11 protein-coding genes are annotated in these 15,407 nt (G+C 72.9%); 4 read left to right on the forward strand and 7 right to left on the reverse strand.

The features are described from left to right. Positions 1-45 precede the first annotated feature (45 nt). From murD to rsmH, 7 genes are all read right to left on the reverse strand, one after another. Positions 46-1,464 (reverse strand): UDP-N-acetylmuramoyl-L-alanine--D-glutamate ligase, encoded by a 1,419-nt coding sequence (gene murD, locus ACZ62B_RS30985; RefSeq protein WP_468722935.1) that lies wholly within the window; start codon positions 1,462-1,464, stop codon positions 46-48. Then, positions 1,446-2,519: a phospho-N-acetylmuramoyl-pentapeptide-transferase gene (mraY, locus tag ACZ62B_RS30990; protein ID WP_030820598.1), complete on the reverse strand. Its 1,074-nt coding sequence runs from the start codon at positions 2,517-2,519 to the stop codon at positions 1,446-1,448. Before mraY ends, murD begins: the two co-directional genes overlap by 19 nt. Further along, complete coding sequence (locus tag ACZ62B_RS30995; RefSeq protein ID WP_344555963.1) at positions 2,516-3,931, reverse strand: UDP-N-acetylmuramoyl-tripeptide--D-alanyl-D-alanine ligase; 1,416 nt, start codon at positions 3,929-3,931, stop codon at positions 2,516-2,518. The genes mraY and ACZ62B_RS30995 overlap by 4 nt, the downstream gene beginning before the upstream one ends. Positions 3,932-3,935: 4 nt before the next feature. After that, positions 3,936-5,456 carry a UDP-N-acetylmuramoyl-L-alanyl-D-glutamate--2,6-diaminopimelate ligase gene (locus tag ACZ62B_RS31000; protein ID WP_344555965.1) on the reverse strand — a complete coding sequence of 507 codons (1,521 nt, stop codon included), beginning with the start codon at positions 5,454-5,456 and terminating at the stop codon, positions 3,936-3,938. A gap of 170 nt (positions 5,457-5,626) precedes the next feature. Further along, complete coding sequence (locus ACZ62B_RS31005) at positions 5,627-7,585, reverse strand: penicillin-binding protein 2 (RefSeq protein ID WP_344555967.1); 1,959 nt, start codon at positions 7,583-7,585, stop codon at positions 5,627-5,629. A 5-nt stretch (positions 7,586-7,590) separates the two neighbouring features. Then, positions 7,591-8,076, reverse strand: a complete 486-nt coding sequence (gene ftsL, locus ACZ62B_RS31010) for a cell division protein FtsL (RefSeq protein ID WP_344555969.1) — start codon at positions 8,074-8,076, stop codon at positions 7,591-7,593. 75 nt (positions 8,077-8,151) lie between these two features. Continuing rightward, the gene (gene rsmH / locus ACZ62B_RS31015) at positions 8,152-9,123 is read right to left on the reverse strand and encodes a 16S rRNA (cytosine(1402)-N(4))-methyltransferase RsmH (RefSeq protein WP_344555971.1); all 972 of its coding nucleotides are present in this window, start codon (positions 9,121-9,123) and stop codon (positions 8,152-8,154) included. A 418-nt stretch (positions 9,124-9,541) separates the two neighbouring features. Between rsmH and ACZ62B_RS31020 the strand changes: the two genes are divergently transcribed. The 4 genes from ACZ62B_RS31020 to ACZ62B_RS31035 all read left to right on the forward strand — a co-directional run bounded on the left by ACZ62B_RS31020 (position 9,542) and on the right by ACZ62B_RS31035 (position 15,164). Next, positions 9,542-10,090, forward strand: a complete 549-nt coding sequence (locus ACZ62B_RS31020) for a beta-class carbonic anhydrase (protein ID WP_344555973.1) — start codon at positions 9,542-9,544, stop codon at positions 10,088-10,090. A gap of 261 nt (positions 10,091-10,351) precedes the next feature. Beyond that, a complete protein-coding gene (locus ACZ62B_RS31025; protein WP_073936576.1) occupies positions 10,352-11,404 on the forward strand; it encodes an AAA family ATPase in 1,053 nt (350 codons plus the stop codon). Beyond that, entirely contained in the window at positions 11,404-12,777 is a 1,374-nt protein-coding gene (locus ACZ62B_RS31030; RefSeq protein ID WP_344555975.1) for a DUF58 domain-containing protein, read from the forward strand. The genes ACZ62B_RS31025 and ACZ62B_RS31030 overlap by 1 nt, the downstream gene beginning before the upstream one ends. Positions 12,778-12,824: 47 nt before the next feature. Next, positions 12,825-15,164: a transglutaminase TgpA family protein gene (locus ACZ62B_RS31035; RefSeq protein ID WP_469692955.1), complete on the forward strand. Its 2,340-nt coding sequence runs from the start codon at positions 12,825-12,827 to the stop codon at positions 15,162-15,164. The last annotated feature ends 243 nt before the right edge of the window (positions 15,165-15,407 follow it).

Raw genomic sequence — 15,407 nt, forward strand, 5'->3', positions numbered from 1 at the left:
TCCCACGCGTCCCTCCCAAGGTCGCCCGGCGCCAGGCGGGCCGGGTCAGGCGCCGAGCTCGCGCACCGCCTGTGCGAACGCGTCACCGCGCTTGTTGTAGTTGGCGAACATGTCCATCGAGGCGCAGGCCGGGGCCAGCAGCACCGTGTCGCCGGGCCGGGCGAGCCGCCGCGCCTCCTGGACCGCCCGGAGCATCGCCCCAGTGTCGGTCCGGTCGAGGTCGACGACGGGTACTTCCGGGGCGTGTCGCGCGAGGGCTTCGCGGATCAGGGCGCGGTCCCGGCCGATCAGCACGGCACCGCGCAGCCGCTTCGCCGAGCCGGCGACCAGTTCGTCGAAGGTGGCGCCCTTGGCGAGCCCGCCGGCGATCCACACGATCGACTCGTAGGCCGCCAACGAGGCTTCGGCGGCATGCGTGTTGGTGGCCTTGGAGTCGTCGATGTACGCGACCCCGTCCACGTCGGCGACGTGCGCGATGCGGTGGGCGTCCGGGGTGAAGGCCCGCAGGCCGTCCCGTACGGCGCTCGCGGGCACCCCGTAGGCCCGCGCGAGGGCCGCGGCGGCAAGGGCGTTGGCGATGTTGTGCGGGGCGGGCGGGGTGACGTCGGAGACCTCGGCGAGCTCCTGGGCGTTCTTCTGCCGGTTCTCCACGAAGGCGCGGTCGACCAGGATGCCCTCCACGACGCCGAGTTGGGAGGGACCGGGGGTGCCCAGGGTGAAGCCGACGGCGCGGCAGCCCTCCTCGACGTCGGCCTCGCGGACCAGGTCCTCGGTGGCCTTGTCAGCCACGTTGTAGACGCAGGCGACGCGGTTGCCCTCGTAGATACGGCCCTTGTCCCTGGCGTACGCCTCCATGGAGCCGTGCCAGTCGAGGTGGTCGGGGGCGAGGTTGAGCACGGCCGCCGAGTGGGCGCGCAGGGAGGGCGCCCAGTGGAGCTGGTAGCTGGACAGCTCCACGGCGAGCACGTCGTACTCCTCCTCGCCGAGCACGGCGTCCAGGAGGGAGACGCCGATGTTGCCGACGGCGGCGGTGCGCAGGCCCGCCGCCTTCAGGATGGAGGCGAGCATCTGGACGGTCGTGGTCTTGCCGTTGGTGCCGGTGACCGCGAGCCAGGGGGCCGCGCCGGGCCTCCTGAGCCGCCAGGCGAGTTCGACGTCGCCCCACACCGGCACCCCGGCCGCGTCCGCCGCCGCGAACAGCGGCTTGTCCGGCTTCCAGCCGGGGGCCGTGACGATCAGCTCGGTGCCCTCCGGCAGGGTCGCCCCGTCGCCGAGGCGCACGGTGACGCCGAGCGCCTCCAGTTCGGCGGCCTGCTCACGGGCGCGCGGGTCGTCCCCGTCGTTGACGACGGTGACCTTCGCGCCGAGCCCGTGCAGCACCTTGGCCGCCGGGACGCCGGAGACGCCGAGTCCGGCGACGGTGACGTGCTTGCCCTGCCAGTCGGTCACTTGTCCGCTGCCCATCCCGCGTAGAAGAGGCCCAGTCCGACGATCACACAGATGCCCTGGATGATCCAGAAACGGACCACCACGAGGACTTCGGACCAGCCCTTGAGTTCGAAGTGATGCTGGAGTGGCGCCATCCGGAAGACCCGCTTCCCGGTGAGCTTGAACGAGCCGACCTGGATGACCACCGACATGGTGATGAGGACGAACAGACCGCCCAGGATGGCCAGCAGCAGCTCGGTGCGGGAGCAGATCGCGAGACCCGCGAGCACACCGCCGAGCGCCAGCGAACCGGTGTCGCCCATGAAGATCTTGGCCGGGGAGGTGTTCCACCACAGGAAGCCCAGGCAGGAACCCATCAGCGCGGAGGCGACGACCGCGAGGTCCAGCGGGTCGCGCACCTCGTAACAGGCGCCCGGGTTGGTCAGCGTCTCGCCGTTGGCGCAGGACTCCTGGAACTGCCAGACGCCGATGAAGGTGTAGGCGCCGAAGACGAGCACGGAGGCACCGGTGGCGAGACCGTCCAGACCGTCGGTCAGGTTCACGCCGTTCGACATCGCCAGGATCATGAACAGCGCCCAGACGACGAACAGCACCGGGCCGATGGTCCAGCCGAAGTCCGTGATGAACGACAGCTTCGTGGAGGCCGGGGTCTGCCCGCGGGAGTCCGCGAACTGCAGCGAGAGCACCGCGAAGGCGATACCGACGATGAGCTGGCCGGCCATCTTCGCCTTGGCCCGCAGACCCAGCGAACGCCGCTTGACGATCTTGATGTAGTCGTCCAGGAAGCCGACCAGACCCATGCCGACCATCAGGCCCAGCACCAGCACGCCCGAGTACCTCGGCGGCTCACCGCTGATCACCTTGCTGAGGAAGTACGCGGCGACCGTCGCCAGGATGAAGGCGATACCGCCCATGGTCGGCGTACCGCGCTTGCTGGCGTGCTCGCGCGGGCCGTCGTCACGGATGTACTGCCCGTACCCCTTGCGCGCGAGCAGCTTGATCAGCAGCGGGGTGCCGATCAGCGTCAGGAAGAGGCCAATGACTCCTGCGAACAGGATCTGATTCATCATCGGGCGGAGACCTCACCCTCGGCACCGGTCTCGAGCAGCGCCTGCGCCACGCTCTCGAGCCCGACCGAACGGGACGCCTTCACGAGTACGACATCCCCCGGGCGCAATTCGCTGCGCAACAGGTCGACCGCCGCCTGTGCGTCGGACACGTGCACCGACTCCTCACCCCACGAACCCTCGTTATATGCGCCCAGTTGCAGCCAGGCGGCTTCCCTGCCCCCGACCGCGACGAGCTTGCTGACGTTGAGCCGGACGGCGAGCCGTCCGACCGCGTCGTGCTCGGCGAGCGCCTCGTCCCCGAGCTCGGCCATCTTGCCGAGCACCGCCCACGTACGGCGTCCCTTGCCCATGGCCGCCAGCGCGCGCAGTGCTGCCTTCATGGACTCGGGGTTCGCGTTGTAGGCGTCGTTGACGACCGTCACGCCGTCCGGGCGCTCGGTGACCTCCATCCGCCAGCGGGAGAGGGAGCCCGCCTCGGAGAGCGCGGTGGCGATCTCGTCTGCGGACATGCCCAACTCGTGGGCGACGGCGGCCGCGGCGAGCGCGTTCGACACGTGATGCTCACCGTACAGGCGCATGGTCACATCGGATGCACCGGAGGGTGTGTGAAGCCTGAAGGAAGGCTGTCCGCTGTCCGTGAGTCGCACGTTCTCGGCCCGAACGTCCGCTTCGTCGGACTCTCCGAAAAGGATCACCTTCGCCTTCGTACGGGACGCCATGGCCCGTACGAGGGGGTCGTCCGCGTTGAGGACCGCGGCGCCGCCCTCCTCGGCCGGGGGCAGGGCCTCCACCAACTCGCCCTTGGCCTGGGCGATCTGCTCCCGGCCGCCGAACTCGCCGATGTGGGCGGAGCCGACGTTCAGGACCAGTCCGACCTTCGGGGGCGTCAGACCGGTGAGGTACCGGATGTGGCCGATTCCGCGCGCTCCCATCTCCAGCACGAGGAACTTCGTCTCCTCGGTGGCGGTGAGCGCGGTGAGCGGCAGGCCGATCTCGTTGTTGAGCGAGCCGGGGGTGAAGACGGTCGGTGCCTCGCGCCGCAGGACCTGGGCGATGAGGTCCTTGGTGCTGGTCTTGCCGGCCGAACCGGTGAGCGCGACGAGGGTGGTGCCGAGCCGGCCGACGACGTGCCGGGCGAGGGCGCCGAGGGCCGCCTGGACGTCCGCCACGACGATCGCGGGGACCCCGACGGGCCGGGAGGCGAGCACGGCGACCGCGCCCGCCTCGACGACCCGCTCCGCGAAGTCGTGGCCGTCCACGCGCTCGCCGGCGAAGGCGACGAACAGGCTGCCCGGAACCGCCTCCCGCGAGTCCCGGACGACCGGCCCGGTGACCCGGACGGACGGGTCCGGTATGTCGTGCGTCTGCCCGCCGACGACTTCTGCGATCTCGGCGAGGGAGAGGGCGATCACAAGTTCATCCCTGGGTTTTCTTGATGGCTTCCCGAAGCACCTGGCGGTCGTCGAAGGGACGCACCACCCCGGCGATGTCCTGCCCCTGCTCATGGCCCTTGCCGGCGACCAGCACCGTGTCGCCGGGCCGCGCCCGTGCGACGGCGGCGGCGATCGCGGCGGCCCGGTCCTCGAAGACCTGCACCTCGCCGCGCTCGTGGGCGGGCACGGAGGCGGCACCGTGGAGCATGGTGGCGAGGATCGCGAGGGGGTCCTCGGAGCGGGGGTTGTCGGAGGTCAGTACGGCGGTGTCGGCGAGCCGCGCGGCGGCGGCGCCCATGGGCATCCGCTTGGTCACGTCGCGGTCGCCGCCGCACCCCAGCACGACGTGCACCCGGCCCTCGGTGACCTTGCGCAGGGCGCGCAGCACCGATTCCACGGCGTCGGTCTTGTGGGCGTAGTCCACCACCGCGAGGTACGGCTGTCCGGCGTCCACGCGCTCCAGCCGGCCCGGCACGCCCGGTACGGCGGCGACGCCGTCGGCGGCGGCCTGCGGGTCGAGGCCGGCGGCGGCGAGGGCGACGATCGCGGCGAGGGTGTTGGCCACGTTGAAGGGCCCCGGCAGCGGCGACCTGGCGCCGATCCGCTCGCCCTCGGGGCCGATCACGGTGAACGTCGAGTCCATCGGGCCGACCTCGACGTCCTCGGCGCGCCAGTCGGCGTCGGGGTGGCCCTCGGCGGAGTAGGTGACGACCGGGACGCCGGCCTCCTTGGCGAGCCGGCGGCCGTACTCGTCGTCCACGTTGACCACGCCGAGCCGGCTGCGCTCCGGCGTGAAGAGCTGCGCCTTGGCCCGGAAGTAGTCCTCCATGTCGGAGTGGAACTCCATGTGTTCCGGGCTGAGGTTGGTGAAGACGGCGATGTCGAAGACGCAGCCGTCGACCCGGCCGAGGACCAGGGCGTGGCTGGAGACCTCCATGGCGACCGCGTCGGTGCCGCGCTCGCGCATGACCGCGAACAGGGCCTGGAGGTCGGTGGCCTCCGGCGTGGTGCGCTCGGACTTGATGCGCTCGTCGCCGATGCGCATCTCGACGGTGCCGATCAGTCCCGTGCTGTGCACGGTCCTCAGACCGCCCTCGACGAGGTAGGCCGTGGTGGTCTTGCCGGAGGTGCCGGTGATGCCGAGCTGGAGCAGGTCGCGGCCCGGCCGGCCGTAGATGGTGGCCGCCAGTTCGCCCATCCTCGCGCGCGGGTCGTCGACCACCAGCGCCGGCAGTCCGGCCGCGGCGACGCGCTCGGCGCCGGACGGGTCGGTCAGCACGGCGACCGCGCCGAGGCCGGCGGCCTGGGTGACGAAGTCGGCGCCGTGGACGCGGGCGCCCGGGAGGGCGGCGTACAGGTCGCCGGGGCGGACGGCGCGCGAGTCATGGGTGATGCCCGTGACGTCGGCGGCCCGTTCCGGCGTGGGGGCACCCAGCTGACCGGCGAGTTCCGCGAGGGGTGTGGCGGAGACCTGAACCGGACGGGGCGGTCCCGGATATGTCACGGGGTGGCCCTTCTGGGTGGTTTGGGACTGATCAGCGTGTGGCACGGCGGTGAGCGTACCGGGCGTACCGGTTGGGGGGCCAAGTGAGGGGCGGGAGGTGTTCTGGTTCCCGGGGTCGGGGGTGATCGTCGTCACGGGGTGGTTCCTGGTGGCTCGGTGCTCGGTACGGGTCAGGGCTTGAAGGTGACCGGGAGGTCGGCGGGATCGGCGCCGGTCGGCGGCACCTGGAGGGTCTTGAGGGCGAACTCCATGACCTGCTTGTACACGGGTCCGCAGATCTGGCCGCCGAAGTAGCTGCCCTCGGTGGCGTTCTGGATGACGCAGTAGACGGTGATCCTGGGCTTGTCGGCGGGGGCGAAGCCGGCGAAGGACGAGGTGTAGCCGTGGTATCTGCCGGTGGCCGGATCCACGCGGTTCGCCGTACCCGTCTTCCCCGCGACCCGGTAGCCCGGGATGCGTGCCTTGGTGCCGGTGCCCTCCTCGTCGTCGACGACCGACTCCAGCATCCGGGCGAGCGTCTTCGCCGTCTTCTCGCTGACGACCCTGGTCCTCTCCGGCTCCGGGGCGGGGGTGAAGCGTCCATCGGGGCCCGTGGAGCCGCGTACGAGGGTGGGTTCGACGCGGACGCCGCCGTTGGCGATGGTCGAGTAGACGGAGGCGGCCTGCATGGCGTTCACGGAGACGCCCTGGCCGAAGGGGATCGTGTACTGCTGCGAGGTGGACCACTCCTCCGGCGGGGCGAGGATGCCCTTGGTCTCGCCGGGGAAGCCGAGCCCGGTGTGGCTGCCGAGGCCGAACTTGCGCAGGTACTTGTAGAGGACCTTGTTGGCCTGGGCCTGGGTCTTGCCGAGCTGGCCGGTGGCGAGGATGGTGCCGATGTTGCTGGACTTGGCGAGTACGCCGTTGAGCGTCAGGTACCAGGTCGGGTGGTCGATGTCGTCCTTGAAGAGCCGGTCGCCGCGGTGCAGCCGGTTGGGCACGACGACGTGGGTCCGCGGGGTGGCGGCGTTCTCCTCGAGGACGGCCGCCATCGACAGGACCTTGGCGGTGGAGCCGGGTTCGAAGGCGTCCCGGACGGCCGCGTTGCCGAGCGCGTCCGGGTCGGCCTCGGAGAGGTCGCCCGGGTCGAAGCCGGGCGCGTTGGCCATCGCGAGGACCTCGCCGGTGCGGGTGTCCTGGACGATGACGTAGCCGCGGTCGGCCGCGGACTCCTTCACCTGCTCGCTGATGGCGTGCTGCGCGGCCCACTGGATGTCGCGGTCGATGGTGAGCTCGACGTCGTCGCCGGGCACCGCCGGGGTCTCGGTGGAGCCCGCGGTCGGGACGAGACGGCCGCCGGACTGGGCGTAGCGGATCTTGCCGTCCTCGCCGGCCAGCCGCTCGTTCAGCTGGAGCTCGACGCCGCCGCCGCCCTTGCCTTCGGCGTTGACCCAGCCCAGTATCCCGGCGGCGAGTTCCCCGTTGGGGTACACCCGCTTGCTGGTGGGCACGGAGAAGACGCCGGCCAGGACGTTGGCGGTGGACTCGTCGGTCTCGGCCTTCTTGGCGAGCGCGGCCTTCAGGTCCTTGATCTGCTTCCAGGTCTGCGGGGTCTGGCGGCCGGCCAGTTTGACGTAGCGCAGGGCCTTGTTCTCCGGGCGCAGCTTCTCGACCAGGTCGTCCTGGTCCTGGCCGAGGATCGGGGCGAGGAGGGCGGCGGCCTGCTCGGGGCCGTCGGCGATCTCCAGCTCGTCCGGGGCGAACATCGTGGGGTCGGCGGTGATGTCGTAGGCGTCCTCGGTGGTCGCCAGGGGCACGCCGTGGCGGTCGGTGATCCCGCCGCGCTCGGCCTCCAGCACCTGGCCGACGTAGCGGTTGCGGTCGGCCTTGGCGGCGTAGGTGCTCGCGTCGACGGCCTGCACCTGGAACAGGCGCACGACGAAGGCGAGCAGGACCAGGGTCAGGGCGACGCCGATCAGGCGCAGCCGGGGGCGGGGGCTGCCCAGCCGGATGACCTTCGGGGGCGCGGGGCGGGGCCCCGAAGGCCTGCGGGCCGGGCGGGCGCCGGGGCCCGGTCGCTGTCCGGTGGCCGGGCGGGCGGGCCTGGCGGGGCCGGGCACCCGGCGGCGGGGCGGCTGCCTGTCGGACACTTCCGTCACCTGCCGGGGGTCGATGAGGAGGAGGGCGTGGAGGCGGTGGGCGGCGGGACCGTCGCGGTGGCCAGCGCCTCGGGCGCGAGGACCAGGGGCGCGCGGGCGGCGGAGGCGGCACCGGGCACGCCCTTGACCTTGCCGTCGGGGCCGAGGAAGGCGGGGTCGCCGCCGGGCACCATGCCGAGTTCGCGGGCGCGGCGCTGGAGGGCGTCGGGGGCGGAGTAGGCGTCGATGTCCCGCTGCAGGGCCTGTTCCTCGTCGGTGAGGTTCTTGGTCTCCCGCTGGAGGTCGTCGAGCTGGAACGCGCCCTCGCTGAGGGCGGAGTTCAGCACCAGGAGGCCGATCAGACCGCCGCCGAGGAGGGTGACGACGAGGACGACGAAGGGGGTGCGCGCCGCCTGGGCGCGCCCGGTGGGCAGGAGATGCGTGAGCCGGGCCGCCCGCCCCTTCAGCTCGGGCCGCCCCTTCAGTTCGGGTTTCCTACTCACTCACGCTCCCCTGAGTTCGCTTTTCCCACCCGTCCGCCCGGCCGCCCGTCACCCGCCTCGTGCGCCGTCCGTGCCTCACCCGTCCGTGCCTCGATCGACGTCCTCCCGGATCCGCTCGGCGCCGCGCAGCCGCGCGGGGGCCGCTCGCCGGTTCTCGGCGATCTCCTCCTCGGTGGGAAGTTCGGCACCGCGCGTGAGCAGCTTGAGCCGGGGCTGGTACCGCTCGGGGACGACCGGGAGCCCGGGCGGGGCGGTGGTGGCGGCACCGGCCGCGAACACCTGCTTGACGAGCCGGTCCTCCAGGGAGTGGTACGACAGCACGGCGATCCGTCCGCCGACGTCGAGGGCCTTCACGGCCGCCGGGATCGCCCGCTCCAGCACCGACAGCTCGCCGTTGACCTCGATCCGCAGGGCCTGGAAGGTGCGCTTGGCCGGGTTGCCGCCGGTGCGCTTGGCGGCCTGCGGCAGCGCGTCGCGGATCAGCTCGACCAGACGGGCGCTGTTGGTGAACGGCTCCTTCTCGCGTTCGCGCACGATCGCGGAGACGATGCGCTTGGCCTGCTTCTCCTCGCCGTAGGCACGCAGGATGCGGACGAGTTCGCCGGGCGGGTAGGTGTTGAGGACCTCGGCGGCGCTGACGCCGGTCGTCTGGTCCATGCGCATGTCGAGGGGGGCGTCCTGGGCGTAGGCGAAGCCGCGGTCGGCCTCGTCGAGCTGCATGGAGGACACCCCGAGGTCGAACAGGACACCCCGCACGCGCGGGAGCCCGAGCCGGTCGAGGACGTCGGGGAGCTCGTCGTAGACGGCGTGCACCAGGGTGGCCCGCTCGCCGTAGGGCGCGAGCCGCTCGCCGGACAGGCGCAGGGCCTCCTTGTCGCGGTCCAGGGCGACGAGCCGCGCCTCGGGGAACCGCTGGAGCAGGGCCTCGCTGTGGCCGCCGAGCCCGAGCGTGCAGTCGACCACCACCGCGCCGGGCCGCTCCAGGGCGGGCGCCAACAGGTCCAGGCACCGCTGGAGCATCACCGGGACGTGTCGACTCTGACTCAAGTGGCCCTCTCAGGTCCGGCACGGCGCTCACGCACCGCCGGGTTCCCGCCCTCCCCCGGTGAGGGGCGGCCGGCGCCGTCAGGCGCAGGCCGGGCGGCGGCGGGAGGAGGCCGAGCCGTACGTGCGCGCCGCGCACGCGGGGAGACCCCCCGGTCGTCGCCGGGGGATCCGGGGAAAATCAGTGCGGCGGGCGCTCTCGCCTCCCGCTTCGCGCCACTTTAGTCCACGGTCCCGCCCGGTCAATCAACCGGCCTGCGCGTCGCGGCCCGCGCGGCGGGTCAAGCGGCGGATCGGACACATCACCCGTAGGAGGGGGCTCACACCACTCCTGTGGATTACCTCACACCAAGACTCGCTGACGTTCTTTGTCACCTCTCACAACGGGCCCGATGCCCTGGTGACCAGTAACGTCATGGGTATGACGACTTCCGCATCGGTTCCCACCGGCCCCCAGAACGCCACCACCGGCCACGGCACGGTCACCGACCGTCTGGTCGACGCCAACCAGCAGTACGCGGCCGCCTTCACCGACCCCGGCATGGACGCCCGCCCGGTCCTGAACGTGGCCGTGGTGGCCTGCATGGACGCCCGCCTCGACCTGCACGCCGCGCTGGGCCTGTCGCTCGGTGACTGCCACACCATCCGCAACGCGGGCGGCGTCGTCACCGACGACGTGATCCGCTCGCTGACCATCAGCCAGCGCGCCCTGGGCACCCGCAGCGTGGTCCTCATCCACCACACCGGCTGCGGTCTGGAGTCCATCACCGAGGAGTTCCGGCACGACCTGGAGATGGAGGTGGGCCAGCGTCCCGGCTGGGCGGTGGAGGCCTTCCGGGACGTGGACCAGGACGTACGGCAGTCGATGCAGCGCGTGCGCACCTCGCCGTTCCTGCTGCACACCGACGACGTGCGCGGCTTCGTCTTCGACGTGAAGACGGGCCGGCTGCGCGAGATCGACCCCGCCTGACCTGGCCGCCCGCCCCGGAGGGAACCCGGACTCCGGACCCGGCCCGACGTCGTAAGACCTGACATATCGCTGTCAGTTGTCCACAGGCGAGTGACACGAATCGGTAACGGCGGCAACAATGCGGAAGTGGTGCCACGCGGAACTTTTCCCGCGTGGTGTCCGTGATTCGGGGTGGGCCGGTCCGCACAGCAAGGCGTCGGCCCGGGACATTTGGGGTCCCCCGCTCCTTGGGGAGCGCGGGGAAGGGCCGAGGAGGGCCGGGTGACGACCTATGACGATCGAGCGAGCCTCACTGATCTGACCGCCGTGGTGGAGCGCGTGCGGAATTCGGTGGAAGGCGTGATCGAGGGAAAGCCCGAGGTCGTACGGCTCTCGCTGACCGTGCTGCTCGCCGAGGGACATCTGCTCATCGAGGATGTGCCGGGAGTCGGCAAGACGATGCTGGCCAAGGCGCTGGCCCGGTCCATCGACTGCTCGGTGCGGCGGATCCAGTTCACGCCGGACCTGCTGCCCTCGGACATCACCGGCGTGTCCATCTGGGACCAGCAGCGCCGCGACTTCGAGTTCAAGCCGGGCGCCATCTTCGCGCAGGTGGTGATCGGCGACGAGATCAACCGCGCGTCGCCGAAGACCCAGTCCGCGCTGCTGGAGTCGATGGAGGAGCGCCAGGTCACCATCGACGGCAAGACCTACGAACTGCCCAGCCCGTTCATGGTCGTGGCGACGCAGAACCCGGTCGAGATGGAGGGCACCTACCCGCTGCCGGAGGCCCAGCGCGACCGTTTCATGGCCCGCGTCTCGGTCGGCTACCCGAGCGCGGAGGCCGAGCTGCAGATGCTGGACGTGCACGGCGGCGTCTCCCCGCTGGAGGACCTCCAGCCGGTGGCGCACGCGCACGAGATCCTGAAGCTGATCGAGGCGGTGCGCGACGTGTACGTGGCCGAACCGATCCGCCGGTACGTGGTGGACCTGGTCGCCGCCACCCGCACGCACCCCGATCTCAGACTCGGCGCCTCACCGCGCGCGACCCTGCATCTGCTGCGCGCGGCGAAGGCGTCGGCGGCCCTCGGCGGCCGGGACTACGCGCTGCCGGACGACGTGCAGGCGCTCGCCGTGGCCGTCCTCGCCCACCGGCTGCTGCCCACCGCCCAGGCCCAGCTCAACCGCCGCACCTCCGAGCAGGTGGTGCAGGAGATCCTCCAGCGCACCCCGGTGCCCGCGGAGCGCACCCGGACGCCCGCGGACGCCCCGCAGCAGAGCGGCCTCGGCCGCGGCGGGCCGGGCTACGGCCAGCAGCCGCCCCGGAGGCTGTGATGACGACCGCGGGCCCCACCGCGGGCGCGGTCCACGCGGAGGGCGACCGGGGCGACCGGAGCGGCGTCAGGACGGCCCTGGCGGGGCTCACCACCCGCGGGCGCTCCTTCCTGGCCGCCGGCGTGGCCGCCGCGATCTGCGCGTACGTGCTCGGGCAGAGCGATCTGCTGCGGGTCGGGCTGCTGCTGGCGGTGCTGCCGCTGGTGTGCGCGGCCGTGCTCTACCGCACCCGCTACCGGGTCGCCGGCAGCCGCCGGCTCTCCCCCGGCCGGGTGCCCGCCGGCTCCGAGGCGCGGGTGCACCTGCGGATGGAGAACGTCTCGCGGCTGCCCACGGGCCTGCTGATGCTCCAGGACCGGGTGCCCTACGTGCTCGGCCCGCGTCCGCGGTTCGTCCTGGACCGGGTGGAGGCGGGCGGGCGCCGCGAGGTGTCCTACCGGGTGCGCTCCGATCTGCGCGGCCGCTATCCGCTGGGCCCGCTGCAGCTGCGGCTGTCCGACCCGTTCGGGATGTGCGAGCTGACCCGGTCCTTCTCCACGTACGACACGCTGACGGTGATCCCGCGCGTGGAGCCGCTGCCGCCGGTGCGGCTGAGCGGCGAGGCGAAGGGGCACGGCGACGGGCGGCAGCGCGCGCTGGCGCTGGCCGGCGAGGACGACGTGATCCCGCGCGGCTACCGCTACGGCGACGACCTGCGCCGGGTGCACTGGCGCTCCACCGCCCGCTACGGCGAGCTGATGGTGCGCCGCGAGGAACAGCCGCAGCGCGCCCGGTGCACGGTGCTGCTCGACACCCGGGCCGTCGCCTACGCGGGCGCCGGACCGGACTCGGCGTTCGAGTGGGCGGTGTCCGGCGCGGCCTCCGTGCTGGTGCACATGCTGGAGCGCGGCTTCTCGGTGCGGCTGCTGACCGACACCGGCACCTCGGTGCCCGGCGAGGGCTCCGACGGGTTCGCGGGGATGAGCCAGGAGTCGGCGGACGCGGCCGGGCTGATGATGGACACCCTCGCCGTGGTGGACCACTCCGACGAGGAGGGCCTGTCCCGCGCCTACGACGTGCTGCGCGGCGGGAACGAGGGGCTGCTGGTCGCCTTCCTCGGCGACCTGGACGAGGAGCAGGCCGCGGTGCTCGCCCGGATGCGGCAGCGCGGCGGGGGCGCACTCGCCTTCCTGCTGGACAGTGGGACCTGGCTGCGGGAACCGGCCGATGTGCCCGGCGCGTCGGACCGGCGCGGGGAGCGGCTGCGGATGCTGCGCGAGGCGGGCTGGACGGCGCTGGGCGTGCCGCCGGGCGCCTCGCTGGACGAACTGTGGCGGCAGGCGGACCGGGAGCGCTCGGGCCTGGCCGCGGCGAGCGGTGGGGAGGGACCGTGATCAGCGGACGGGCGAGGCTGACGCTGTGCGCGTGGGCGGCCACACTGATGGCGGCGTGCGCCCTGCTGCCGCTGGTCGACCCGGCGACCTGGATCCTCCAGGCGGCGTTCCTGCTGGCGGTGCAGTCGGGCGTGGGCGCGGCGGCCCGGCGGGTGCCGCTGGCGCGTCCGCTGACGGTGGCGGCGCAGTTCCTGGTGACGCTGGTGCTGCTGACCCTGATGTTCGCGCGTGAGCACGCCTTCGCCGGGCTGATACCCGGCCCCGACGCCGTCCGCTTCTTCGCCGAGCTGCTGGACCAGGGCGGCGAGGACGTCAGCCGGTACGCGATCCCGGCGCCGCTGTCCGACGGCATCCGGCTGATGCTGGTCGGCGGCGTGCTGGTGATCGGGCTGCTGGTGGACACCCTCGCGGTGACCTTCCGCGCCGCGGCCCCGGCCGGGCTGCCGCTGCTCGCCCTGTACTCGGTGGCCGCGGGGCTGGCCGACAACGGCATCGACTGGCTGTGGTTCCTGCTGGCGGCGGCCGGCTATCTGATGCTGCTGCTCGCCGAGGGCCGGGACCGGCTCTCCCAGTGGGGGCGCGTGTTCGGCGGTGCGCCCGGTCCGGGCGGGGACTCGCCCGGCGCCGTCGCACCGGTGCGCACCGGGCGGCGGATCGGCGCGGTCGCGCTGGGCATCGCCCTGGTGGTGCCGCTCGCCCTGCCCGCGATGAACGGCGGTCTGCTGGGCCCCTCCGGCACGGGGGTCGGCTCGGGCTCCGGCGGGGGCGGCACCATCTCCGCGGTGAACCCGCTGGTGTCGCTGCGCGACTCGCTGAACCAGGACGAGGACCGCCAGGTCATGTCGGTGCGCTCCGAGATGACGGACGTGTCGGACCTGTATCTGCGGATCGTGTCCCTGGACGACTTCGACGGCACCACGTGGAAGCCGTCGAAGCGGTCCATCACCACCGTCCCCGACGGCACGTTCCCGACCCCGCCGGGCCTCGGCCCCGAGGTCGCGCGCACGGAGATCGGCACGACGATCTCGACCGCCGACTTCTACGGCCAGGACTGGCTGCCGATGCCGTACCCGCCGAGCGGGGTGAGCATCCGGGGCAACTGGCGCTACGAACCCGTCGGCATGACACTGGTCGGCGACCACGGGCAGAACACGCGCGGTCTGACGTACGAGGTGCGCAGCCTCCACGTGCGGCCCACGGCGGAGCAGCTGGCCGGCGCGCCGCAGCCGTCGCCCGCGCTGAAGCGCGAGTACACCGAGCTGCCGGACTCGCTGCCGGCCGTGGTGTCCCGCACCGCCCGCGAGGTCACCGAGGGCGCGGCCAACGCCTACGACCAGGCGGTCAAGCTCCAGGAGTACTTCACGCTGTACGGCGGCTTCGAGTACGACACCGAGGTCGACGTCGGCAGCGGCTCGCAGGCGATCGCCCGCTTCCTGCGGGACAAGCAGGGCTTCTGTGTGCACTTCTCCTTCGCGATGGCGTCGATGGCCCGTTCGCTGGGCATACCGGCGCGGGTCGCGGTGGGCTTCGCGCCCGGCACCCGGCAGCCGGACGACACGATCGCGGTCACGCTGCGGGACGCGCACGCCTGGCCGGAGCTGTACTTCGAGGGTGTGGGCTGGACCCGGTTCGAGCCGACCCCGACCCGTGGTTCGACGCCGTCGTACACCGTGCAGGACACCGCGGAGAACCCGGTGCCCGATCCCGCCCGGCCCGCACAGACCGCGTCCGCGGAGCCGTCGGCGGAGCCTTCGGAGAGCGAGAGCTGCACGGCGGAGCGGAGGAGGCTGGGGGCGTGCGAGAGCGAGTCGCCGCAGGCGGCCCTGCCTTCGGGCGGTGACGGGCCGAAGTGGTACGCGCTGCTGGGGTGGGCGCTGGCCGGTCTCGCGGTGCTGGTGCTGCCGCTGTCGCCGATGCTGTGGCGGGTGAGGACCCGGGCGGTGCGGCTGGGCGGGCACGGCCGGTCGGAGGCGGAGGCGGTGCCGTACGTCCTGGCCGTCTGGGACGAGCTGACCGACACGGCGTGGGACTACGGCATCGCGCCGGACGAGTCGCTGACGCCGCGCGGGGCGGCGGACCGGATCGTGCGGCTGGGCCGGCTCGGGCCGGGCGCGGCGGCGTCGGTGCACCGGGTGGCCGACGCGGTGGAGCAGGTCCTGTACGCGCCTCGGCCGCGGCCGGTGGTGGGGCTGGCGGAGGAGGTGCGGGGGGTTGCCGCGGGGCTGCGGGCCTCGGCCGGTGGTCGGCGAGTGCGGATGCGGGCGGTGTTCGCTCCGCGGTCGAGTGTGCGGGTGGTGTGGGCGGTGTCGGGGTGGTGGGCCGGGGTGCGTGCGCGTCTGCTGGCGCTGCGGCCGACCTGGCGCCGGCCGTCACGGCAGCGGGGCTGAGCCCCATCGCCCCCGCGGGGTGAGGTCGACCCCGCGGGGGTGTGCGGTACCCGGCGTGGGGTTGTGCGGTACCGGGCGTGGGGGCTGGGCGGGGGTCGGTCGCGCTGCCCGGCGCTTACGGGGTGCCGTCCGCGCCCACCCGTGCCGCCCCAGCGGCACGACTGCCCGCGGGTCGCGGGGAGCGGGCGCGGTTGCCCGCGGGTCGCGGGGAACGGGCGCGGTTACCTACGGGTCGCGGGGAGC

The organism is Streptomyces sp. NPDC053426 (assembly GCF_055585405.1).

What these genes read in the sequence shown, in the direction of transcription:
- murD (WP_468722935.1), bottom strand. Translation starts at nt 1,464, where the DNA reads ATGGGCAGCGGACAAGTGACCGACTGGCAGGGCAAGCACGTCACCGTC.
- mraY (WP_030820598.1), bottom strand. Translation starts at nt 2,519, where the DNA reads ATGATGAATCAGATCCTGTTCGCAGGAGTCATTGGCCTCTTCCTGACG.
- ACZ62B_RS31020 (WP_344555973.1), top strand. Translation starts at nt 9,542, where the DNA reads ATGACGACTTCCGCATCGGTTCCCACCGGCCCCCAGAACGCCACCACC.
- ACZ62B_RS31030 (WP_344555975.1), top strand. Translation starts at nt 11,404, where the DNA reads ATGACGACCGCGGGCCCCACCGCGGGCGCGGTCCACGCGGAGGGCGAC.
- ACZ62B_RS31035 (WP_469692955.1), top strand. Translation starts at nt 12,825, where the DNA reads ATGGCGGCGTGCGCCCTGCTGCCGCTGGTCGACCCGGCGACCTGGATC.